Below are 23,511 nucleotides of genomic sequence, written 5' to 3'. Positions count from 1 at the left end.
GCCACGCCGGGCTATTTCTGCACGGCATCGATTTTCTCCGCGAGCCAGGCCTTGATCAGCGACTGGTACGGCACGTCGCGCTTGTTCGCGGCAATCTTGATGCGTTCCAGCAGCCCGTTCGGAAGCCGCAGGGAAATCGATGTCGTTGACGGCTTCAGATTGGGAAGCCTGACCGACTGCGCCTGGCTCCAGTCGAGATGAGCGGCGGAATCTGTTGCTTCCCAGAATGCCCGTTCTTCCGCCTCGGTCTGGAACGTCGGGATCGGCTTAGTGGGCTTGTTCATAAGAAGAACGCTCCTTTCGGCTCATGTCACGGGACATGAGCCTCATCCGCTTATCACAAGGATAGGTCCGTTTGCATCCGGGGGTCTCCGGCTCATCGTAGCCTTCCGCCGGCCCGGATGATAGATTATCGTCATCAATGGAAGTCGTCGCGATTGCCCATCAGGCAGGCTTCAGAGGACATCGACGCAAGAACCAGGAACATCGGCATGAACGACGAAATCGCCGGACTGCTGCAGGCAAGCCCCAGGACATTCCTCGACCTTCCCGCCGCCACCGCGCCCAAGGCCGGTGCGGTCGCCATCTTCGGCGCCGTGCACGGCACGCCCTATCCGGACGGGAGTCCGGAAGAGGGCGGCGAGACGGGTCCGGATGCGGTGCGCCGGGCGGTGACGGCGGCTTGCGTCCACATCGATCACTGGGACTTCGATTTCGCCGGGCCGCTCCTCAACGACGGAGCACTGGAGGTCCTCGACCTCGGCGACGTCATGACCGATCCCCACCATGCGGCGACGAACCGCGACAACATCGAGCGTGTCACCCGCGCCATCGTTGCCGCCGGTGCCACGCCGGTGCTGATCGGCGGCGACGACTCCGTCGCCATCCCGTTCATGCGCGGGCTGGCGCTGGCAGGCCCGCTGCATCTGCTGCAGATCGACGCCCATATCGACTGGCGCGACAGCATCGGCAGCGAGACGCTCGGCTATTCCAGCACGATGCGCCGTGCCTCGGAGCTGCCGTTCGTCGCGTCGATGACGCAGGTCGGTATCCGCGCCGTCGGCAGTGCCCGACGTAAGGACGTCGAGGCGGCAATCGCCTGGGGCTCGCGGTTGATAACTGTATCGGAAACACGCCGGCGCGGCATCGATGCGGTGATCGACGCCATCCCCCGTGACGGCACGGTGCTCATCCATGTCGACTGCGACGCGATGGATCCCGGCACGTGCCCCGGTGTCAACGCGATATCGCCGGGCGGCTTTTCCTTCGACGAAATGACGGCGCTGATCGCAAGGGCGCTCGACGGTCGGCGTCTGGCAGGCTTCTCCATTGTCGAATTCCAGCCGAAGGGCGACGTCAACGATATCTCGGCCACCGTGGTCGGACGCCTGGTCTGCCATGTTCTCGGACATCTGGCGCGGGCGTCCCGATGACGCGCCGAAAGTCCCCTGCGACGAGCCGGAGAGAACGGCATCCGCCTTTGGAGAGTTTCAGCACAGCGCCGACTTTCGTCTCACTATAGTTTGATTGGCTGCGCGGTATCCCCCTCGCTAGGGTATTTAAATTGCGCACGATCAAAATCCTGTTTGCGCGGCAATCCCCAACAGGCCGGCAGACAGGCGCCAATCCCTATCCAATAAAGGCCGCAAGGTCGGTCAATCTAGGAAACGAAGCGATGAACAGCAATCCGATGAAGAAGGGCGCCCTGGCGCTCGCCGCCGTCCTGATGATGTCAGGTGTCGGTCTGCAGGCGGCACAAGCTGCCGACAAGATCCGCGTCCGTGGCGTGGTCGAAACCCTCAGCGGCGACACGCTGACGGTCAAATCGCGCGAAGGCAAGGATGTCATGATCATGCTGAAATCCGGCTGGTCCGTAAACGGCATCGTCAAGGCCGATGTCAGCGACATCAAGCCCGGCGATTTCGTCGGCATCGCCTCCATGCCGACAGACAGCGGCGTCAACGGCGCACTTGAAGTGCTGATCTTCCCGGCTGCCATGAAGGGCACCGGCGAAGGCGACTACGGCTGGGACCTGAAGCCGAAGAGCTCGATGACCAATGCCACGGTCGCAAGCGCCGTGACATCAGTCAACGGCCCGACCCTGACCCTCACCTACAAGGGCGGCGAGAAGAAGATCTCGATCCCGCCGGGCACGCCCGTCGTCACCATTGCACCGGCCACCAAGGCCGACATCAAGGCCGGTGCCGGCGTGATCATCAACGGCACCACCGGCAGCGACAACATGGTGGAAGCCGACCGTGTCGTCGTCGGCATCAACGGTGTCGTCCCGCCGATGTGACCTGTCACGACCGACTGAAATGATATGCCCGGCTGCCTCCTGCAGCCGGGTTGCCTTATCCGGCTGGCGCAGCGCTGCGGCATCCTGCAAAGTTGATCCGGGCTGCGTCGGGCGGCATCGCGAGGGGACGGTTCATGGCCAGCATCGAAGACATCGGCGTCGCGCCATCGGGGCCGGCCAAACTCTCCATCAGGCGCCACTCGCTGGTCACCCGGCTCACCCACTGGATCAACGTCCTCTGTCTGACGCTGCTCTTGATGAGCGGCATGCAGATCTTCAATGCCCATCCGCAGCTTCACTGGGGGCAATACGGCGCCGTCGAGGACCCATCCTGGTTCGAGATCGCGAGCCGCGAGGACGGCGACAGCATCCTCGGCACCACGCGCATCGGCAGCCTGACGCTGACAACCACTGGTCTGCTCGGCGCGTCCAGGGTCGATGGAGAGATGACATCGCGGGCTTTCCCGGCCTGGGCGACCGTTCCGAGTTTCCAGGATCTCGCAACCGGCCGCCGCTGGCACTTCTTCTTCGCCTGGCTGTTCGTCATAAACGGGTTGCTCTACGTTCTCTACGGCCTCATCGGCGGCCATTTCCGCCGCGATCTCGCCCCGACCGCCCACGATGTCGCGCCGCGCAACGTCTGGCAGGAGATCAAGGACCATGCCCGGCTGCGCTTTCCCAAGGGCGAGAAGGCGCGCCGCTACAATGCGCTGCAGAAGCTGACCTATATTCTCGTTCTCTTCCTCCTGCTGCCGCTGATGATCGGCTCGGGGCTTACCATGTCGCCGGCGATGGATGCGGGCTATCCGTTCCTGCTCGATATCTTCGGCGGCCGTCAATCGGCGCGCGGTATCCACTTCATCGTTGCCTGGAGCCTGGTGCTGTTCGTCGTCGTTCACGTGTCCATGGTCATCCTCTCCGGTTTCTGGAACAACATGCGCTCGATGGTGACAGGCCGCTATGCGATTTCAGGGGAGACGAAGCCATGAGCCGGATCCTTTCCCGTCGACGCTTCCTGATCGGCTCGGCCGCAGGCCTCGGCGCCATCGGCCTCACCGGCTGCGACGATGTCGCCAGCAACCCGCATGTGCAGAAGGTGCTGGCCATGGCTGAAAAGCTGACCATGGGCAGCCAGCGCTTGCTGGTGTCGAAACAGGCGCTCGCCCGCGAGTTCACCGAGGCGGAGATCTCGTCGAGCTTCCACCCGAACGGCTCGACCCAGCCGAACAGTCCGGACTATGTGCGGATGAGCGAGACCGGCTTCGTCGACTGGCGCCTGAAGATCGACGGCATGGTCAACCAGCCGATGGAACTGTCGCTGGCTGATCTCAAGAAGCTGCCGTCGCGCACCCAGATCACCCGCCACGACTGCGTCGAGGGCTGGAGCGCCATCGGCAAATGGCAGGGCGTGCCGCTCGGCTTGCTCCTGCAGAGTGCCGGCCTGAAGCCGGGCGCGCGCTATGCGGTGTTCCATTGTGCCGACGAACTCGAGCAGACGCTCGACGGCAGCGGCGTCTACTACGAGAGCATCGATCTCGTCGACGCCTTCCATCCGCAATCGGTTCTCGCCTATTCGCTGAACGGCAAGGACCTGGAAGTCGAGCACGGCGCGCCTCTGCGCCTGCGGGTCGAGCGGCATCTCGGCTACAAGCACGCGAAATACCTCATGCGCATCGAGATCCGCGACCGGTTCGACGATCTCTGGGGCGGCAAGGGCGGGTTCTGGGAGGATCGGGGCTATGAGTGGTATGCCGGCATCTGAGCCAAACCCGCAGCGCTGGGGCGCCCGCATTCCGCTTTCCGTGATCTATGCGATCGCCGGCGTGTTTCATCTCGCCATCCCGGACGTGTTTGCCAAGATCACCCCCGCCTGGGTGCCGATGCCGCACGAGGTCATCCTCGTCACCGGGATCTGCGAACTCGCAGGCGCCGCAGCGCTGCTGACCGGCCGGTTGCGATCCGCCGCCGGCATCGCCTTCGCCGCCTATGCCGTCTGCGTCTACCCCGCCAACATCAAGCACGCCATCGACAGCCTGTCGGGCCCCGGAACGCCCGAGCTCGGCTGGTGGTACCACGCCCCGAGGCTTGCCCTGCAGCCGGTTCTGGTCTGGTGGGCGCTGTATGCGGGTGGGGTCGTGTCGTGGCCGTTTGCGTCGAAAAGGCGGGCCTAGCCCGGCCCTTCCATCGCCAGGGGTCGTACTATCTACCCCTCGACGATCTCGAATCTGTCCGCTGGCGAGGCGGCCATTTCGGCCCAGTCCAGTTCCTGCTCCAGCGCGTGGAAGACGTCGTCGTCGATCGTGCCGGAACGGCGCATATCGGCGAGCTTGACGCGTTTTGCCCGGATCGACCGGCGGCGAAGGCTGTCGAGCTCGCTCTTTTCACGCGGGTGGATGCCCTTGGAGGTGAGATCGCGTTCGCCGACATAGATCGCCCTCAGGGTCCTGACCTCGCCTGAATCCTCCAGCGTATCGAGATCGGCAAGGGCCGTGTCGAGCAGCGTCATGCGGGTGGCGGTGATGTCCTCGCGCATCGAGTCATCATTGCCGAACTTCAGCAGGCGGATCAGCGGCCCGAGCGTCAGTCCCTGGATGATCAGGGTGCCGAGCACGACGGTGAGCGCCGCAAACACGATCAGATCGCGCGACGGGAAATCCGCAGGCAGGGCGATGGCGGTCGCCAGTGTCAGCAGGCCGCGCATGCCGCACCAACCGGCGACCAGGCTCATGCCCACCGTCGGCGGCTCCTCGGCGATCAGTTTCCGGCGCGACAAGTAGGTGACGACGCGGTTGTAGAGCATCACCCAGCTGAGGCGCACCACCACCACAACCAGCAGGACCATGCCGGCAAAGGCAAAGGCCGTTCCCAGGTTCTTCGGGTAGAGCTCTGTGATGGTCACCCGCGCCTGCATGCCCATCAGCAGGAAGGCAAGGACGTTGAACATGAAGATCGTCGCTTCCCAGACGGAATAGGAATGTATGCGATTGCGCGCCGACTGGCGCTCCGGCATGTAGCGGGCGATGACCATGGCATAGGCGACGATTGCCAGCACCGCCGACAGATGCAGGCGCTCGGCGATCACCCAGGTGCCGAAGGTGGCGACGAATTCGAACAGCGAGCCGCCCAGCGTTCCAGCCAGTTTCGGCGCGATGGTGATGTAGAGATAGCCGAGCCCGATGCCAAGCACGAGGCCGCCGGGGGCCGCCAGCGCCAGTTCCGGAATGACGCTGGACGCCGGCTGTCCACCGGTTGCGAAGGCGACGGCCGCTCCGAAGATCAGCAGCGCCACGGCATCGTTGAGCAGGCTTTCGCCCTTCAGCACCGCGAACGTCCGGCGCGGCAAAGCGAACCGGCTGAGCATCGCGTTGGCCGCAGCCGCATCCGGCGGCGCGACGATGGCGCCGAGCGCAATTGCGGCGGCGAGCGGCAGGCCGGCGAAGGTGACACCGACGAAGGCGACGGCCGCCGTCGTCAGGATGACGGCGATGGCGGCCAGCGAGATCAGCGGCACCCAGTTCTCGCGCAAAGCCCGCGGCGGCAGGTCGTAGGCCGCGTCGAACAGCGCCGGCGCGATGAACAGCGCCAGTGCCAGCTGCGGATCGATGGAAATGGTCGGAGCCCAGGGCAGGGTGGCCACCAGCAGGCCCGCGACGGCCAGCATCGTCGGATAGGGAATGATCAGCCGCCGCGACGGCTGCAGGAAGACGATCGCCACCAGCAGCAGCGTCAGCAGGCTTTCGAAAAACGCCATGGGTTCAAGTTTTCTCCAATCCCGCTATCTTGGTCGAAAAAAGCCTTCGGCAAGCGGCAGGGTGGAGAAATCGTCGAAAGACGTCAAGCGACGGAAATGCCCGCCCCGAGCATGCTGCCTTTCACGATTGGACGGCCGGTCCTTCGGCCAGTTCCTCAAGGATCGGGCAGTCCGGTCGCTCGTTGCCGTGGCAGGCGTGGACCAGCGTTTCCAGCGTGCGGCGCAGCTCGGTCAGCTCGCGGATCTTGCGGTCGATCTCCGTCAGCTTGGCACTGGCGATCTGCCGGACGTCGGCGCTGGCGCGGTCGCGATCCTCATAGAGGGCCAGCAGCTGGCGGCACTCCTCGACGGAGAAACCGAGGCCGCGCGAGCGCTGCAGGAAGCGCAGCTTATGGATATCCGCGGCGCGGTAATCGCGGTAGCCGTTGTCGCCACGATCGGGCCTGATGAGGCCGATCTCCTCGTAATAGCGGATCGTCTTGGCCGGCAGTCCCGAGCGCTCCGCTGCATCGCCGATGTTCATGCCTTCCTCCTAGAGCTTCTCGCCGCGCAGCCGCAGCGCATTGCCGATGACCGAGACCGATGACAGGCTCATGGCGGCGGCGGCGATCATCGGCGACAACAACAGCCCGAACGCCGGGTAGAGTATCCCGCCCGCCAAGGGAATGCCGACGGCATTATAGCCGAAGGCGAAGATGAGGTTCTGGCGAATGTTGCGGATCGTCGCCTGCGACAGGCGGCGGGCCCGCAGGATGCCGTTGAGGTCGCCCTTGACCAGCGTGATGCCGGCGCTCTCCATCGCCACGTCGGCGCCCGTGCCCATGGCAATGCCGACATCGGCGGCGGCCAGCGCCGGCGCGTCGTTGATGCCATCGCCGGCCATCGCGACCTTGGCGCCGGCGGCGTGCAGCGCATCGATCAGCGCCTTCTTGCCCTCCGGCAGCAGGCCGGCATGGACCTCATCGATGCCGAGCCTGCGGGCAACGGCCGACGCCGTCTCCGCCGCATCGCCCGTCGCCATGATGATCCTGAGGCCGCTCTCCTGCAGCGCCTTGATGGCGGCCGGCGTCGTTTCCTTGATGCGGTCGGCGACCGCGAGCAGGCCGGCGAGCCTGCCGCCGTAAGCGAGGAACACCACGGTCTTGCCATCGCCGCGCAGCTTTTCGGCCTGCTGCTCCAGCGACTGGGGCTCGACCCCGAGCGTCTGCATCATCGCGGCATTGCCGAGGCCGACATCCGTCCCGTCGACGACGCCGCCTATCCCCTTGCCGGTGACCGCCTGGAAACCGGTGACATCGACGGCAGCAGCGCCGCGTTGCCGCGCCGCCTCGAGCACCGCTGCGGCAAGCGGGTGCTCGGAACCCTGTTCGAGACCGGCGGCGAGCTGCAGCAGCCGTTCCTCCGTCGTACCCTCGGCGGCAATCAGATCGGTAAGCACGGGCTTGCCTTCGGTGAGCGTGCCGGTCTTGTCGATCACCAGCGTGTCGACGCCGGCAAAGCGCTCCAGCGCCTCGGCGTCGCGCACCAGCACGCCTTCGCGCGCGCCGCGGCCGGTGGCGATCATGACGGACATCGGCGTCGCCAGACCGAGCGCGCAGGGGCAGGCGATGATCAAGACGGCGACCGCCGACATCAGCGCATGGGCGAGCCGTGGCTCCGGACCGACCGCAAGCCAGAGAACGAAGGTGACGAGCGCTGCGAGCACCACTGCCGGCACGAAGACCGCCGAGACGCGGTCGACCATTCCCTGGATCGGCGCCCGCGAGCGCTGCGCCAGCGCCACCATCCCGACGATGCGCGACAGGGTCGTATCGGCACCGACCTTCTCGGCCAGCATCAGCATCGTGCCGTTGCCGTTGATGGTGCCGCCGGTGAGCGCCGCGCCGACCTGTTTCTCGATCGGCAGGGGCTCGCCCGTGATCATCGATTCATCGACCGTCGAGCCGCCTTCGGCAACCGTGCCGTCGACCGGCACCCGTTCGCCGGGGCGCAGCCGCAGCCGGTCGCCGACCCGGACCAGATCGAGCGACACCGTTTCCTCGCCGCCATTGGCATCGACGCGCCGCGCCGTGTCCGGCGCAAGGGCAAGCAGGGCGCGTATGGCCGAGCCCGTCTGCTCCCGGGCCTTTAGTTCCAGCACCTGGCCGACGAAGACCAACGCCACGACAACAGCCGCAGCCTCGAAATAGACCGGCACCCCGCCGTGCTGCATGGCCGCCATCGGAAACAGGCCGGGTGCGAGCATGGCGACGACGCTGTAGAGATAGGCGGCTCCGACACCGAGGCCGATCAGCGTCCACATGTTGGGGCTGCGGTTGACGACGGAATTCCAGGCGCGGCGAAAGAACGGCTGCGCCGCCCAGAGCACGACAGGCGTTGCCAGCAGCATCTCGATCCAGCGCAGCAGCGTCCCACCGATCAGCGCCTCGAGTGGCAGGCCGAGCATCGGCCCCATGCTGATCACCAACAAGGGAAAGGCCAGTCCGGTGCTGATCCACAGCCGACGCTGGAAATCGGCAAGCTCCGGGTTTGCCCCTGCGTCGGCCGCGGGAATGCCCATCGGCTCCAGCGCCATGCCGCATTTCGGGCAATCGCCGGGCTTGTCGCTGACGACTTCCGGATGCATCGGGCAGGTATACTGCGTGCCCTTCGGCATGGCTGCGGCTGCAGGCGCCGAACCGTCGACATAGGCGGCCGGGTCGGCTTCGAACTTGCGCTGGCAGCCGGCCGAGCAGAAATAGTATTTGGCGCCGTCATGGCGATGAAAATGCGCCGCCGTGGCGCGGTCGACGGTCATGCCGCAGACCGGATCCTTTGCCGAAAGGAAATTTTCCGGGGTCGCCACGAATTTCGTGCGGCATCCTTCGCTACAGAAATGGAACAGACGGCCGCCATGCTCCGCCTGCGGTTTGCCGGCGACCGGGTCGACCAGCATGCCGCAGACCGGGTCTCGGGTGACCGCCGGGCTCTTCGCCCCATGCTCATGCTTATGAGCATGTTCTGCGCTGTTTCCGCCGTTCTCGATCGCCATGCCAACACTCCAAGTTGCTGCAGAGTCCCTTATCAACCCTCCAGTCACTGGAAGGTCAAGGGCTTTCTTCGCTCGCCGCTACCTGGAAGCCAATTGCCGTGTTAAGTTCATCCACCCGACACGCCAGAAATGATTCCAATGCGATACGAGCTAAATCCCACCCAGCTGTCCGCCCTTCTGCCGTGCGTGATCCATGCCGAAGACCGCCTGGCGCGGCTGGACGAGCGGGTGTTGCGCCATGCGATCGGCGACGGCTTTCGCGAGCGCGGCCATTTCTTCGATGCGGTAGCGGCCCTCTGGGTCGGCGGCGAGCTGGTGCATGTCGAGGACCTCGTGCTGCACGATGCCCATATGGACGCCCGCACCCCGACCCACGAGTTGACGATCGCCCATGCCATGCTGCGCGCGCGACGGCGGCTGTGGCAGGCCGAACCAGGCTGGGGTCTCGATCCCACCGGCATCGCGGCCTTGCGCGGATCAGGTGAAACCGGCGGTGAGACAGTGCAAGCGCGGACGACGCCGAGCGAGGACGAGACGGAGGATGCCTTCAGCCTGGAACTCGCAGCGATCGACGCCTTGCTCGCCCGTTCGGATCGCCTGTTGGAAGAAACGACGAGCCGCGCGCCGGAGACCAAGGTTGCCGCCGATCACGATCCGCTGGGGCTGATCCACGACGACGAATGGGACGAAACGGAACGACTGCGGGAATGGCGCGCCGTCATCCAGGATGCAGACCGGATGCCGCCGGTGCTGGGTGCAGCCGCGCTCTACGATGCCTGGGAGCGACTGGAGCCGCTGCGGCGACAGCACTGGCTGGGCGGGCTGCTCACCGCCAGCTATCTGAGGATGCGCGGCAAGGTGACCTCGCATCTCTTCTGCTTCAATGTGGGGCTTAAAACCATTCGCTTCGAGCGGCGCCGTGCGCCTGATCGCTTCACCCGGCTGACCGCGTTTCTCGAAGCGATGGCGGAAGCGGCCGATGCGGGGCTGAAGGAACTCGACCGGCTGACATTGGCGAAGACCCAGATGGAGCGGCGCCTGAAGGATCGCCGCTCGAACAGCAGCCTGCCGGCGACAATCGATCTGGTCCTGTCGCGGCCGATCGTCTCGGCCGGCATGGTCGCCCGCCACGTCGGCATCACCCCGCGGGGCGCTCTCAACCTTGTCGCCGATCTCGGTATCCGCGAGATGACCGGCCGCGGTCGCTATCGTGGCTGGGGCGTGCTGTGAGCCGCCAGGGGCTAGGGTCGTAGCAATCGGGCACGCGGTCGCTCGAACGTCTTGCGGCGCTTTTTCCATCCCGCCAGCACCGGCCTGTTCTCACGGACGACTTCCATCGGGTCGGCACCATCCAGGAGGATAAGATCGGCCGGCGCGCCGATTGCGATGCCGTGCCGGCGACCCATCAGCCGTGCAGCGCGGTCGCCGACCATCGCGAAAACGGCGCGCATGTCTTCGTCGAGCGAGACCTGGGCGACGTTGGCGTAGAGATTGGCCATGCGGATCAGCGAGGCGTCGCCATAGGGCGTGAAGGGGTTCATGACGTTGTTGGTGGCGATCGACGTGACAACGCCCTGCCGCCCAAGTGCCAGAGCCGGGGCTATGCCGCGCGGCACCAGGCGGTCGCTGTCCCGCCCCGTCAAAAAGAGATCGGTCGAGGGGAGCACGGTCACGCCAATGCCGGCATCGGCAAGCCGGCCGCCCATGGCTGCCACGTCCTGCGGCGGCATCGCCGAAAGCTTGGTCACATGGCCGACGGACACCCTACCACCATAGCCCCTGGCCCTGGTCTCGGCGATCACGTCAGGCAGGTTCGATACCTCCGGCTTCAGGTCGAAATCGAGATGGAAGTCGACCGCCGTGCCGAAGCGGTCGGCAAGATCGAAGATGCGGCGGATATGGGCCTCAGGGTCGGGATCGGTATAGGGGCAACCACCGACGAGATCGGCGCCGTCGGCAAGGGCCACTGCCAGCATGGCTTCCGTCTCCGGCTCCTGCGTCAGTCCCTCCTGGGCAAAGGCGCAGATCTCGATGTCGATTGCCCAGGCATAATCCTTTTTCAGCTGCCGGATCGCCTCGAAGGATCGAAAGCCGGCGCGCGGATCGATCTCGACGAAGGTCCGCAGCAGCGTCGTTCCTTGGCAGATCGCCCGCTCCAGCAGTGCCGCGCCTCGCCCGTAGACATCTTCGCTGGTAAAGCCGGCCTTCGCTTTGGCCGTCTCGCGCACCGCTTCCGCAAGCGTCCCCTCGCAGATCGTGCAGCGGCCGAGGATGCCCGCCTTGTCGAGATGGATGTGGCTGTCGACGAGGCCGCTGCAGACGTAACAGCCCCCGGCATTCTCACGATGCCCGTCGAAGGAGATCGACGGCGCAATCGCGGCGATCAGCCCATTGGACACACCGATATCCATGGGATCGGCATGGCCATCCAGCCGGGCATCGGTTATGACGAAATCGAATGGCATGGGCACTCTCGGGAAATCTGGCTACAAAGCCTTACGGCGCCTCGGTCTTCCAAGGCAAGGCCGCTTCGGGCGATTTCATTTGATAGTGCATAGGGATAGAAGCCTTTGACGGTGGTTGTCGTGCAAGATTTTTATAAATGAAGTATACTTCAAAACAACAGAGCGCCCGGTTGTACCACTCACTGATTCTGCAAGCGGCTATCAGCCGTCCATGTTTTCGGTGAGACGCGGTTTCGGACACGCGGAGGTATATTCTGCCTCCAGCTGCGGTCTTCAATACCCGCCTAGATGGGCGTCTGACGCCAATCCGGCCCAGGCGCCATTTTAGGTTAGACTTTATTAGCGTACTATGCTACTTATCCTGCCAAACCGTCAAAGGACTTTAGATTTTGGAAAACGCTATCCTTGAGCAGAAATCGGCTTTCCTGAGCGTCATGGCAAATGAACAGCGCCTCCGGGTTCTCGATATCCTGACCCGCGGCGAGATGCCGGTTGGAGCTTTGGCCGATATGATTGGACTCAGCCAGTCTGCCCTTTCACAGCATCTGTCGAAGCTTCGCTCGGCTCATATGGTGAGGACACGCCGTGATGCGCAGACGGTCTACTACACCGTGAATTCGGAAAATGTCCGCAGGATGCTGGCCTTGCTCGAAGACATCTTCACCCCTTCGGAAGCCAAGGCTGCCACTACGAAGGCCGGCTGACGCCAGAGGGCATCGACGGCCGACTTTTCGGTCGGCCTCTCTTCCAGCCTGATAATGATCCAATCGTCCCGACTATGACTTCAGCAGGGTGCAGATACGCCTGATGGCAAGCTGGTATCCCTCCGTTCCAAGGCCAGCGATCACCCCGTCGGCGCGCAACGACACGTAGGAATGGTGCCTGAACGCCTCGCGCTTGTGCACATTCGAGATGTGAACCTCGATCACCGGATGGTCATAGGCATTGAGCGCATCGAGAATGGCGATCGAGGTGTGCGTGAGGGCTGCCGGATTGATGATGATGCCCGCCGCTTCCTCACGCGCGGCATGGATCCAGTCGATGATCTCGTACTCGCGGTTGCTTTGCTCGAAGCGGATGCTGTGGCCCAGCTCTTCGGCAACGCGACGGCAATCCGCTTCCACCATCGCCAGCGTCTCATGGCCATAGACCTCGGGCTGGCGCTTGCCAAGCAGGTTGAGGTTCGGGCCGTTCAGGACGTAGATCAGGCTCATGGTGTTCTCGCGCATTGGATAGGGCGGCCCAGCGGGCCGCTGCACCGCAAGGCTACAACATGCGACCCGTCGCTGTCGACCATGACGCTGCGGATAGGATCAGCTGTGCGTAACCCATTCTTTGCCGTTGAGCGGGAATGCGGCTCTGCTAAGCTCGCTTCATGTCGAAAACCATAGAATATTTCTTCTCGATCAATTCGCCCTGGTCGTTCATCGGCCTTGATGCCTTCACGGCGCTTGCCGATCGCGAGGGCGCAGAGATCAAGCCCTTTCTGACCACAGTCGTGGAGGAAAATGGTGGGATCTTTTCACGCAACCGCCCGGAACCGCGCAGAGCCTACTGGCTTCGGGATCTCGAGCGCTGGAGCGGGATTCGCGGCAAGACGCTTCGGATCAGGGATCGCCCGGCGCAGTCGGATCCGGTCCCGGCGGCCATGATGGTAATCGCCGCGCTGCTCGACGGCCAGCCATGGCTGCCGCTGACGGCGGCGATACAGTCAGCCTTTTGGGAAGACGGCGAAGACATCGGCGACCCCAATGTCCGGCGGGCGATTGCCGACCGGGCGGGGTTCGACGGTGCGAAGCTGCTGCTGCGGGAAGCCGATGCGGACGTGAAGGACAAATGGGCGGCAGACCGCGCCCATGCGCGCGAATGCGGGGTCTTCGGCTTTCCCACCTACCGCTTCGACGGCGAGCTCTACTGGGGGCAGGACAGCCTGCCGCTGCTGGAACGGCACCTCAAAGGCGACAGGCCCTAAAAGCCTGCCGATCCTGTCGATCAGCCCTGCTTTTCGACGGGCACTTCGTCCAGAGTGCGATCTTCATGCAGGCGTACCAGCTCGGCCTGAACTTCGGCCTGGAAAACCATGACCTGCTGGCGAACCTCGTCTTCCGACAGGCCGATCGACGTCAGCTGCGCCGCAAGCTTCCGACATTCCATCTTCCAGTAGTCGACAGCCTCGTTACCGTGCTTGTCGTCCAATTCGCGCGCGCAGCGCTCGATATCTCCGGCTCGGCTTGACACTGGGAACACCACGATATTGCCATTGCCGACCACGGTCAGCACTTCACTCAACTTCGACGCCATTCGACTCAAAACCCTCTTGCAATCTCTCCTGTTTACGCCCGTTTGGTTAACGGTCTCTTGGCGATGGTTTGAATCGAGACAGCGGGTAGAGCGGAGGGTCAGGCGGCGGGCGGCGGGTCGACCGGCCGCGATCCATACTTCATGCGCATCAGCGCAATAAAAAACGGGCCGCACCACTGGGGCGCGACCCGTTAGAAATCAGGCTTTCAGACTTAGGCGGCGGCCGAGACGCTACCTTCGGTCGGCACTTCGGCGATCGTCTTCAGGATCTGCGAAGCGATCTGGTAGGGGTCGCCCTGGGAGTTCGGGCGGCGATCTTCGAGATAGCCCTTGTAGTCGTTCTTGATGAACGAGTGCGGCACGCGGATCGAGGCACCGCGGTCGGCAACGCCGTAGGAGAACTTGTTCCACGGAGCTGTTTCATGCTTGCCGGTCAGACGCTTGTCGTTGTCCGGGCCGTAGACGGCGATATGGTCCATCAGGTTCTTGTCGAAAGCAGCCATCAGGGCTTCGAAATAGGCCTTGCCGCCGACTTCGCGCATGTAGGCGGTCGAGAAGTTGGCATGCATGCCGGAGCCGTTCCAGTCGGTGTCGCCGAGCGGCTTGCAGTGATATTCGATGTCGATGCCGTACTTTTCCGTCAGGCGCTGCAGCAGGTAGCGGGCGATCCACATTTCGTCGGCGGCGCGCTTCGAGCCCTTGCCGAAGATCTGGAATTCCCACTGGCCCTTGGCCACTTCGGCGTTGATGCCTTCGTGGTTGATGCCGGCGGCCAGGCAGATGTCGAGATGCTCTTCGACGATCTGGCGCGCGATGCTGCCGACGTTCGAGTAGCCGACGCCCGTGTAGTAGGGGCCCTGCGGAGCCGGATAGCCAGCTTCCGGGAAGCCGAGCGGGCGGCCGTTCTCGTAGAAGAAATATTCCTGCTCGAAGCCGAACCAGGCGCCTTCATCGTCGAGGATGGTGGCGCGTGCGTTGCTGGCATGCGGCGTGACGCCATCCGGCATCATGACTTCGCACATGACCAGGACGCCGTTCATGCGTTCGCTGTCGGGGAACACGGCAACCGGCTTCAGCACGCAATCCGAGCTGCGGCCTTCGGCCTGCATGGTCGACGAGCCGTCGAAACCCCAGAGAGGCAGCTGTTCGAGGGTCGGGAATGCGTCGAATTCCTTGATCTGCGTCTTGCCGCGCAGATTGGGAACCGGCGTGTAGCCATCGAGCCAAATGTACTCGAGTTTATATTTCGTCATAACGAACCTCTCATAGGTTTTACAAAGCTAGGATCAGTAAAGCAGTTCCGTCGACGACCCGGTCGTTGTCGTCGACGTTTGGTGTCCTACATGCATTTGCTATGCCAGTTCGAAGTCGGCCACCGTAAATCAGGCGCAACTATCGGGTTCGTACGCTTCCTTAACCTGCATATGCTAAAATACAGATGTAACAGTGTTAAAAGTAAGCCGGATAGGGAGATGCCAAGCCCGAAAACAAGCCTGATTTCGACGAACAGCGACAGCGGATCGGAACATATACCACTTCAGGCGATTACGAGAGAGCGAGCGCACAAAAATAAGCCACAGAATAACCACGATTGCTCTTGCGCGAAAAGTCGAATTGCCTACATAATCAACATACTGACTTATTTTTAATCATTCCGCGCAAACGACAGGCATGCATGATACCGTAAGACTATACGAACCAGAACCGGGAACACGAGCCAATGGCAAGCATCCATAGTGAAACAGCAAAGATCTACCAGTTTCCCCTGACGGCCCGCACCGGCCGCAAGATCGGCCGCCAGCAGGCAACCGACGCGCTCGTCGTGGTGCTGGAACGCCAGCCCGCGCGCTACGCCGATGCGGCCTATGGTGGCGGCTGGTACCATGACGCAGCGATCGAAGCAGAGCACAAGCCCAAGTCCTGAAGTGCACGACAGCTGCAGCTTTCACACACCCGATTGCACGTCTTCCGGCCAAGCCATGGCCGCAAGGTGGCTGCCACGAATAGCGGCGGTCGACGCCTCCCGAGATTTTCGATCATAGCGCCATGATGCCGGAACCTATCTTGCTCTGACTGGTTGCGACGGTACAGCCTAAGGAGGACATCATGGCAAACGACAGCACACTTGGACAACCGATCCCGCTCGGCATTATCGAAGCCTCCGACGCACCCCTGGTCGACGAGGCCCTCTCCCAGCCGAAGACGGAGATGGCGGATGAAGCCGCCGATCAGCTGGCCGCGCTGCGCGAAGAAATTTACCGGATTTCCGATTCCGTTGCCGCCATGGGCCTGAGCGCCAAAAACAATGTCCGGACCGGCGCCAGCGCTGCCGAGGAGCTTGTCGCCGAGACGCTCCGGCTTCACCCCGTATTGAGCGTGCTGAGTGCCGCCACCGTCGGCTACGGCCTCGCCTTGCTGGTCCACGGCGGCCTCCGCCGCCGCTGATACCCCAAGCCAAACTACCGACGATCGACCGCGCGCCCGGGCGACGCGGATAGCCTATGCGTGAGGGAGGGGCACCTTGGACAATCTCGTCATGACGGGCGGCCGGCAGGCCGTGGAAAGGATTGCCGCTGCCGGCGTGGCCGCAAGGCTGACCGGCCAGAGGTTAGCGGCGGCCGGAAGGAGCCTCCTTTATGTCACCCGCAGCGAAAGCGGCGCGGCCGAGCTGGCCGATGCGATGCGGGCCATGGCGCCCGACATCGAGGCCATCCAGCTGGTGCCCTGGGATTGCCTTCCCTATGACCGGATCGGTCCATCGGCCGAAAGCATGGGCAAGCGGATGGCGGCCCTGCGGCGCATCCGGCAGCCCGGCGACGCGCCCCTTTTGGTGATCGCCTCGCTGGAGGCTCTGCTGCAGCGGGTACCACCGGCAGATATCGTCGCGCAATCCTTCCTCACCTTTCGAACCGGCATGGCGATCGATCCGGAGCGTCTGCGCCGGCAGGCCTTGGGGATGGGCTATATCCTCGACGAGATCGTCGACGAGCCCGGGGAGATCGCCTTTCGCGAGGAGATGGTGGACCTGTTTCCGCCGGCGTGCAGCCAGCCGCTGCGCATTCACCTCAATGAAGCGGGAAAGATCGGCGAGATCCGGACCTTCGATCCGGTCAGTCAGCGCAGCATCGAGACGGTCGAAACGCTGGTCGCCGGGCCGGCCTCGGAATGGATCGAAGAGGCGCGGGATGAGCCGACGCAGCCTGCGGCGGGTGAATTGCCGGCGCGCAGCCTCGCGCAGTTCTACGGCCGCTTGGACACCGTCTTCGATGGCATTACGGATTGGGACATCTGCCTCGCTTCGGGGCTCGACGAACGCCTCACCCTCTATCTCGACATTATCGAGGAGGCGCGCGAAGCATTCCGCGAGGGCGAAGGCAGCCCGGAAAAGCCCGGCTCGCTCTATCTCGACAGGAACGATTGGGACGCTGCCCTGCGCGCGCACCGGATGATCGAACTCGATCTTGGCGGCATCGACCGCCTGCCGGACTTCATGGCATCCGGCAATCCGAGGCGGGCCTTTTCAGCCTGGGTCCAGCAGCAGATGGCGTCCGGTTCTTCGGTCCTCGTCACCGGCAATGACGACCGCATCCAGTCCCTCCTGCGTCGCCTGGAGAAATCCCACGGCGCGAGCCTCGCCGTCGATGACTGGCAGGCGGCGATCAAGGCAAGAAAAGGCACCCTGCTTGAGGGGCGCTTTGCCATCGCCGGGGGGTTTGTCGACGACGCTGCCCATGTCGCCGTCGTTGCCGTCGCCGATGTCCTCGGCGGCCGGGCATCGTCCTTAGCCAAGGGCAGCGCGCTTCTGGCGGAGCCTGACCTTGCGGTCGGCGATCTCGTCGTCCACGAGGACCACGGCCTCGGCATCTTCCGCGCGCTGGAAACCATCGAGATCGAGGGCGTGGCGCGCGATGCCATGCGGCTCGACTATCACGGCGAGGATTCCATCCTCGTGCCGATCGAGGAATTCGGCCATGTCTGGCGCTACGGATCGGATGAGGGTGCCGTCACGCTCGAACGGCTACACACCGACGCCTGGACCATGAAGAAGGTGGCGATTGCCAAGGACATAAGAGCGACGGCGAAACACCTGATCGCGCTTGCCTCGGAACGGCAGACCCAGGCCGCTGACATCATCGTTCCGCGCGGCGGCGACTATCGCAAGTTTGCCGCCCGCTTCCCCTATGCGGAAACGCCCGACCAGAGCCAGGCGATCGCCGACGTGCTTGCCGATCTTTCTTCGGGGCGGCCGATGAATCGCCTGATCTGCGGCGATGTCGGCTTCGGCAAGACGGAGATTGCACTGCGGGCCGCCGCTGCGGTGGCGCTGGCCGGCAAGCAGGTGGTGCTTTTGGCGCCGACCACGGTACTGGCGCGCCAGCATTTCGAGACCTTCACGCGGCGCTTTGCCGGCATGGGCGTCGAGGTGGCGATGCTGTCGCGACTGGTCTCCGCATCGACTGCCCGCGACGTCAAGGAGAGGCTGAAGTCGGGCGACATCTCCATCGTCATCGGCACGCAGGCCCTTCTCGGCAAGGATGTCGGTTATGCCGATCTGGGCCTCGTGATCATCGACGAGGAACATCGCTTCGGCGCCAAGGCCAAACAGCAGACGGGCGCGCTTGCAGCCGGTCTGCACCAGCTGGCGATGACCGCGACACCCATTCCGCGGACCCTTCAGTCGGCGATGGTCGGCATTCAGGACGTCAGCATCCTGACCACGCCGCCGGTGCGCCGCCGTCCCATCCGCACCTTCCGCCGCGCCTTCGATCCGGCGCTGATCAAGGTGGCGCTGATGCGCGAAAAGCGCCGTGGCGGCCAGAGCTTCATCGTCGTGCCGCGCATCGAAGACATCGACGGGCTGAAGCAGACGCTCGAAAAGCTGGTGCCGGAGCTCACCCTCGTCGTCGCCCACGGCAAGACGCTGGCCGCCGAGATGGACGCGGCGATGGTCGCCTTCGGTCGCGGCGAGGGCGATGTCCTGCTCTCCACCAACATCATCGAGAACGGCCTCGATATTCCGAGCGCCAACACCATGCTGATTTTCCGTGCCGACCTCTTCGGCCTTGCACAATTGCATCAGCTGCGCGGCCGGGTCGGGCGTGGTCGATCCCAGGGCATCGTCTATCTGCTGACGGCGGAGGAGGAGGAACTCTCCGAGCAGAGCGCCGCGCGCCTGGATGCGATGGTGACGCATGACCGGCTTGGCGACGGGCTTGCCATCAGCGCCCGGGATCTCGACCAGCGCGGCGCCGGCGATCTCGTCGGCGAAGACCAGGCAGGCCATCTGAAGCTGATCGGCGTCAGCCTCCACCAGCATATGCTGGCGCGCGCCGTCGCCAGCCTGCGCGGCGATGCTCTCCCCCATCGCCGTCCGCCCGACATCAACATCGGCGTGGTCGGCGCCATCCCGCAGGATTACGTCAAGGACGCCTCGGTCCGCATCAATCTCTATGCACGGCTGTTCAAGCTGACGACATCCACGGCGATCGAGGACTTTGCAGACGAGCTGACGGACCGCTTCGGCGATCTGCCCGAGGTCACCGAATTGCTGCTGCAGCTGGCGAAACTGCGAATCACGGCTACGGCCAGCGACATCGCCAAGCTCGATGTCGGGCCGCTCGGCGCCGCCGTGACCTTCCGCGGCACGCCGACGGCGGCGCTGTGGAAGCGCTGGACGCGTGAGCCATCGGTGACGCAGCGCGAGGGCCGTTTGTTCGCCGCGCTGGAAACCGAACCCGGGCCGGAGCGCCTGGCAAAGGTGTCCGAATGGATTGCCTCCCTCGGTCGCGTCAAGCGTCGGCGGGGAAGCGTTGCCGCGTGAGAACAAAGACCGCAGTTTCACGTTGTGAAAGGATACTCCCCGTTTTTGGAGACGACCATGGCTGACTCAGGCAATCTCAAGACCTATCGATCCAAGCGCGACTTTGAAAAGACGCAGGAGCCGAGTGGCGAGGTCGAGATCGCCGCGTCCAATCGGCGGCGCTTCGTTATCCAGAAGCACGACGCCACGCGGCTGCATTACGACCTGCGGCTCGAACTCGACGGCGTCTTCAAGTCCTGGGCGGTCACCAAGGGTCCGTCGCTCGATCCTCAGGACAAGCGGCTGGCCGTGGAAGTGGAAGATCATCCGCTTGCTTACGGCGATTTCGAAGGCACGATCCCGAAGGGTCAATATGGCGGCGGCACGGTCCTGTTGTGGGACCGGGGCTATTGGGAGCCGGAGGGCAACAAGACGCCCGAGCAGGCCTATGCCGACGGCGATTTCAAGTTCAGCCTGGAGGGCGAAAAGCTGCACGGGAGCTGGGTGCTGGTCCGCATGAAGCACGACCGCAACGGCGGCAAGCGCACCAACTGGCTGCTGATCAAGCACCACGACGACCATGCCGTCGATTCCCACGGCGAAAAGATCCTCGAGGAGGATCACTCGGTTGCCTCGGGCCGGACGATGGATGCCATTGCTGCCGGCAAGGGCAAGCCGCCAAAGCCCTTCATGCTGGCCGAAGGAGCGCTGTCGTCCGACGCGGTCTGGGACAGCAACGAGGGTCTGGCGGCCGACGAACGCGCTGCCGACAAGCCGAAACCGAAGGCTGCAAAAGCCAGGCAGACGGCAAAGCCGAAGGCAACAACGAAGGGCGGGGCAAAAACCGGCAGCAAGGCCAAGACCGCCGCATCCCCCATGCCGGAATTCATTCCGCCGCAGCTCTGCGACAGCGTTGCCCGCCCGCCTGCGGGCGAAGGCTGGGTGCATGAAATCAAATTCGATGGCTATCGCATCCAGATGCGCGTCGAGGACGGAACCGTCACCTTGAGGACACGCAAGGGCCTCGACTGGACCGAGAAATTCCAGGCCGTCGCCGAGGCGGCGCGCTTCCTGCCGGACGGCATCATCGACGGCGAAGTCGCGGCATTGGACAGCCACGGGGCGCCTGACTTCGCCGCCCTGCAGGCAGCACTTTCCGATGGCGACACCGACAACCTCGTCTTCTTCGCCTTCGACCTCTTGTTCGACGGCAGCGAGGACCTGCGCGAGGAGCCACTGTCGACCCGCAAGAGCCGCCTTCAGAAACGCCTGGCGGATGCCAAGCCCGACGCCCGCATCCGCTTCGTCGAGCATTTCGACACCGGCGGCGATGCCGTGCTGCGGTCAGCCTGCCAGCTGTCGCTCGAAGGCATCATCTCCAAGAAACTCGATGCCCCCTATCACTCCGGCCGCAGCAGTTCCTGGAACAAGTCGAAGTGCCGCGCCGGCCACGAGGTGGTCATCGGCGGCTGGTCGACGACCAACGGCCGCTTTCGCTCGCTGCTTGTCGGCGTCAACAGGGGCGAGCACTTCGTCTATGTCGGCAGGGTCGGCACGGGCTACGGCGAAGCCAAGGTCAAGGCGCTGTTGCCACGGCTGAAGGCGGTGGAAGCGGAGAAGTCGCCCTTTACCGGCATCGGCGCGCCGCGCAAGGACGCCAACATCATATGGGCAAAACCGGATCTGGTCGCCGAGATCGAATTTGCCGGCTGGACCAATGACGGCCAGGTCCGCCAGGCGGCCTTCAAGGGCCTGCGCGAAGACAAGCCCGCCGCCGAGGTCGAGGCCGAAAAGCCGGCTCCGCCGACGAAGACGGAAGTTCCCGATCCGGAGGAGAAGGTCCACACGACGCGCCGGGCAAGTGCTGCCAAGGCCTCCGTGATGGGCGTGGCGATCTCGCATCCCGACAAGGCATTGTGGCCCGATGCCGGCGACGGCGAACCCGTGACAAAGGTCGACCTCGCGCGCTATTTCGAGGCCGTCGGCCCGTGGCTGATGGATCACATTGCCGGACGGCCGTGCTCGATCATCCGCGCACCCGACGGTATAGACGGCGAGCAGTTCTTCCAGCGCCACGCCATGCGCAGCACCTCCAACCTTCTCAATCTCGTCACTGTCTCGGGCGACCGCAAGGCCTATCTCGAGATCGACCGGATCGAGGGCCTGGCTGCCGTGGCGCAGATCGCCGCACTGGAACTGCATCCCTGGAACTGCCAGCCGAAGAAGCCCGACGTCCCTGGCCGCCTGGTATTCGACCTCGACCCAGGCCCAGACGTTCCGTTTTCCACCGTCGTCGAAACGGCCCGCGAGTTGCGCGACCGGCTGGAGGAGCTCGGACTTGTCGGCTTCTGCAAGACCACGGGCGGCAAGGGTCTGCATGTCGTGACACCGTTGTCGGAAGGCAAGAAGGCGATGAGCTGGCCGGAAGCCAAGGGCTTAGCCCATGATCTTTGCCTGCAGATGGCCCGCGAGGCGCCAGATCGATACGTCGTCAACATGGCGAAGAAGCTACGCAATGGCCGCATTTTCCTCGATTACCTGCGCAACGACCGCATGGCGACAGCGGTGGCGCCGCTATCGCCCCGCGCGCGGCCCGGCGCCACCGTGTCCATGCCGATCCTCTGGTCGCAGGTGAAGCCCGATCTCGACCCGAAGCAGTTCACCATCCGCACGGTGCCTGATCTCCTCGCCAAGAGCACGGCCTGGGAGGATTACAAGGATGGTGCGCGGTCGCTCGACCAGGCCATCAAGCGGCTCAATAAATCGCAGGTGGCAGCGGCTTGATGGCAAGAAAGACGACGCTGAAAAAACCCGCATCTTCGACCAAGGCCGCCAATCTCTTCGGCATCGCCCTCGACACGCCCCCCATGGAAGCGCGCACGGCCGAAGCCCTGCCGCAAGGCGAGGAATGGCAGTACGAGCCCAAATGGGACGGTTTCCGCTGTCTCGCCTTCAAGGACGGCAGCGAGGTCACGCTGCATGCCAAATCCGGCAAGCCGCTCGCCCGCTATTTCCCTGAAATCACCGCCATGCTGGCAGCGATCCCTGTCGAGCGCTTCGTCATCGACGGAGAGCTTGTGATCGAGACCGAGGGCCATCTCTCGTTCGAGGCACTGCAGATGCGGCTGCATCCGGCGGAAAGCCGCATCCGCAAGCTCTCGGAGGCAACACCGGCGCGGCTGGTGATGTTCGATATGCTGCTGTCGCCGGAGGGCCGATCGCTGATAGACCTTCCGTTGACAGAGCGGCGCGACGCGCTCGAGGAGTTCGCCCGCCGGAACGCGCGTCCGAGACAGCTGGTACTATCTCCCTTCACGACCGATTTCGCCCAGGCGGAACGCTGGCTATCCTCCTCCGGCGACGATGCCACCGACGGCGTTATCGCCAAACGGCGGGACGGACCCTACGAGGCGGGCAGCCGGGCGATGTTCAAGGTCAAGCGGCTGCGCACCGCCGATTGCGTGATCGGCGGCTTTCGCTACGAGAGCGACAGCGCCGAAGTCGGATCGCTGCTGCTCGGCCTCTACAATGCCGAGGGCAAGCTCGACCATGTCGGCTACACATCGACGCTATCCGACGAGGATCGGCCGGCGCTGACGAAGCGGCTGGAAGCATTGCAGGCACCGCCCGGATTTGGCGGCAAGGCGCCGGGCGGCCCCAGCCGCTGGAGCACGGCGCGCAGCGCCGCCTGGCAGCCGCTGCGGCCCGAACTGGTGGTCGAGGTCCGTTTCGACCAGGTCACCGGCCAGCGGTTCCGGCACGGCACGACGCTGATGCGCTGGCGCCCCGACAAGGACCCGCGCCAATGCACCTTCGACCAGATCGCGCCGCCGCTGGCACCCGACGACATCAAGTGATCGGCTG

At 64.2% G+C, this 23,511-nt stretch carries 21 protein-coding genes; 13 read left to right on the top strand and 8 right to left on the bottom strand.

Features of this window, described 5'->3' with window-relative positions:
- Positions 1–11: 11 nt before the first annotated feature.
- On the bottom strand, positions 12–284 hold the full coding sequence (locus tag VH564_RS18035; RefSeq protein ID WP_423341240.1) for a BrnA antitoxin family protein: 273 nt from the start codon (positions 282–284) through the stop codon (positions 12–14).
- 207 nt (positions 285–491) lie between these two features.
- Between VH564_RS18035 and VH564_RS18030 the strand changes: the two genes are divergently transcribed.
- From VH564_RS18030 to VH564_RS18010, 5 genes are all read left to right on the top strand, one after another.
- Positions 492–1,433: an arginase family protein gene (locus VH564_RS18030; RefSeq protein ID WP_423341239.1), complete on the top strand. Its 942-nt coding sequence runs from the start codon at positions 492–494 to the stop codon at positions 1,431–1,433.
- 257 nt (positions 1,434–1,690) lie between these two features.
- On the top strand, positions 1,691–2,299 hold the full coding sequence (locus tag VH564_RS18025) for a hypothetical protein (RefSeq protein WP_423341373.1): 609 nt from the start codon (positions 1,691–1,693) through the stop codon (positions 2,297–2,299).
- Positions 2,300–2,433: 134 nt separating this feature from the next.
- A complete protein-coding gene (locus VH564_RS18020) occupies positions 2,434–3,288 on the top strand; it encodes a cytochrome b/b6 domain-containing protein (RefSeq protein WP_423341238.1) in 855 nt (284 codons plus the stop codon).
- A complete protein-coding gene (locus VH564_RS18015) occupies positions 3,285–4,061 on the top strand; it encodes a molybdopterin-dependent oxidoreductase (RefSeq protein ID WP_423341237.1) in 777 nt (258 codons plus the stop codon). The genes VH564_RS18020 and VH564_RS18015 overlap by 4 nt, the downstream gene beginning before the upstream one ends.
- A complete protein-coding gene (locus VH564_RS18010) occupies positions 4,039–4,470 on the top strand; it encodes a DoxX family protein (RefSeq protein WP_423341236.1) in 432 nt (143 codons plus the stop codon). The genes VH564_RS18015 and VH564_RS18010 overlap by 23 nt, the downstream gene beginning before the upstream one ends.
- Positions 4,471–4,502: 32 nt before the next feature.
- On the opposite strand, the gene VH564_RS18005 is transcribed toward VH564_RS18010, so the two are convergent.
- The 3 genes from VH564_RS18005 to VH564_RS17995 form a co-directional block, all read right to left on the bottom strand.
- Positions 4,503–6,050, bottom strand: coding sequence for a cation:proton antiporter (locus tag VH564_RS18005; protein ID WP_423341235.1), 1,548 nt, complete (start codon positions 6,048–6,050; stop codon positions 4,503–4,505).
- A gap of 121 nt (positions 6,051–6,171) precedes the next feature.
- A complete protein-coding gene (gene cueR, locus VH564_RS18000) occupies positions 6,172–6,573 on the bottom strand; it encodes a Cu(I)-responsive transcriptional regulator (protein WP_423341234.1) in 402 nt (133 codons plus the stop codon).
- 9 nt (positions 6,574–6,582) lie between these two features.
- Positions 6,583–9,081 (bottom strand): heavy metal translocating P-type ATPase, encoded by a 2,499-nt coding sequence (locus VH564_RS17995; protein WP_423341233.1) that lies wholly within the window; start codon positions 9,079–9,081, stop codon positions 6,583–6,585.
- Positions 9,082–9,219: 138 nt separating this feature from the next.
- Here VH564_RS17995 and VH564_RS17990 point away from each other — a divergent pair, with 138 nt between their 5' ends.
- The gene (locus tag VH564_RS17990; protein WP_423341232.1) at positions 9,220–10,311 is read left to right on the top strand and encodes an RHE_PE00001 family protein; all 1,092 of its coding nucleotides are present in this window, start codon (positions 9,220–9,222) and stop codon (positions 10,309–10,311) included.
- A gap of 11 nt (positions 10,312–10,322) precedes the next feature.
- On the opposite strand, the gene VH564_RS17985 is transcribed toward VH564_RS17990, so the two are convergent.
- Positions 10,323–11,546 (bottom strand): amidohydrolase family protein, encoded by a 1,224-nt coding sequence (locus VH564_RS17985; RefSeq protein WP_423341231.1) that lies wholly within the window; start codon positions 11,544–11,546, stop codon positions 10,323–10,325.
- Positions 11,547–11,932: 386 nt separating this feature from the next.
- On the opposite strand from VH564_RS17985, the gene VH564_RS17980 reads away from it, so the two are divergent.
- On the top strand, positions 11,933–12,250 hold the full coding sequence (locus tag VH564_RS17980) for an ArsR/SmtB family transcription factor (RefSeq protein WP_423341372.1): 318 nt from the start codon (positions 11,933–11,935) through the stop codon (positions 12,248–12,250).
- A gap of 72 nt (positions 12,251–12,322) precedes the next feature.
- On the opposite strand, the gene aroQ is transcribed toward VH564_RS17980, so the two are convergent.
- Positions 12,323–12,760 carry a type II 3-dehydroquinate dehydratase gene (aroQ, locus tag VH564_RS17975; RefSeq protein WP_423341230.1) on the bottom strand — a complete coding sequence of 146 codons (438 nt, stop codon included), beginning with the start codon at positions 12,758–12,760 and terminating at the stop codon, positions 12,323–12,325.
- Between the two features lie 161 nt (positions 12,761–12,921).
- On the opposite strand from aroQ, the gene VH564_RS17970 reads away from it, so the two are divergent.
- Positions 12,922–13,518, top strand: a complete 597-nt coding sequence (locus VH564_RS17970) for a 2-hydroxychromene-2-carboxylate isomerase (RefSeq protein WP_423341229.1) — start codon at positions 12,922–12,924, stop codon at positions 13,516–13,518.
- Between the two features lie 20 nt (positions 13,519–13,538).
- Here the strand turns inward: VH564_RS17970 and VH564_RS17965 are convergent, their stop codons facing one another.
- Both VH564_RS17965 and VH564_RS17960 read right to left on the bottom strand, forming a co-directional pair.
- A complete protein-coding gene (locus VH564_RS17965) occupies positions 13,539–13,847 on the bottom strand; it encodes a DUF6074 family protein (RefSeq protein WP_423341228.1) in 309 nt (102 codons plus the stop codon).
- Positions 13,848–14,059: 212 nt separating this feature from the next.
- Entirely contained in the window at positions 14,060–15,100 is a 1,041-nt protein-coding gene (locus tag VH564_RS17960) for a glutamine synthetase beta-grasp domain-containing protein (protein ID WP_423341227.1), read from the bottom strand.
- 467 nt (positions 15,101–15,567) lie between these two features.
- Between VH564_RS17960 and VH564_RS17955 the strand changes: the two genes are divergently transcribed.
- From VH564_RS17955 to VH564_RS17935, 5 genes are all read left to right on the top strand, one after another.
- Positions 15,568–15,771 (top strand): DUF2735 domain-containing protein, encoded by a 204-nt coding sequence (locus VH564_RS17955; RefSeq protein ID WP_423341226.1) that lies wholly within the window; start codon positions 15,568–15,570, stop codon positions 15,769–15,771.
- A 182-nt stretch (positions 15,772–15,953) separates the two neighbouring features.
- On the top strand, positions 15,954–16,292 hold the full coding sequence (locus VH564_RS17950) for a hypothetical protein (protein WP_423341225.1): 339 nt from the start codon (positions 15,954–15,956) through the stop codon (positions 16,290–16,292).
- Positions 16,293–16,368: 76 nt separating this feature from the next.
- Positions 16,369–19,668, top strand: a complete 3,300-nt coding sequence (locus VH564_RS17945) for a DEAD/DEAH box helicase (protein WP_423341224.1) — start codon at positions 16,369–16,371, stop codon at positions 19,666–19,668.
- A gap of 57 nt (positions 19,669–19,725) precedes the next feature.
- Positions 19,726–22,431 carry a DNA ligase D gene (gene ligD / locus VH564_RS17940; protein WP_423341223.1) on the top strand — a complete coding sequence of 902 codons (2,706 nt, stop codon included), beginning with the start codon at positions 19,726–19,728 and terminating at the stop codon, positions 22,429–22,431.
- Complete coding sequence (locus tag VH564_RS17935; RefSeq protein WP_423341222.1) at positions 22,431–23,504, top strand: ATP-dependent DNA ligase; 1,074 nt, start codon at positions 22,431–22,433, stop codon at positions 23,502–23,504. Before ligD ends, VH564_RS17935 begins: the two co-directional genes overlap by 1 nt.
- Positions 23,505–23,511 lie beyond the last annotated feature (7 nt).

Origin of the sequence: Rhizobium sp. HT1-10, assembly GCF_049472505.1 — a bacterium.
Taxonomy (GTDB): Bacteria; Pseudomonadota; Alphaproteobacteria; order Rhizobiales; family Rhizobiaceae; genus Rhizobium.
The sequence above is the reverse complement of the archived record's forward strand: the minus strand, read 5'-3'. Positions and strand labels throughout refer to the sequence as shown.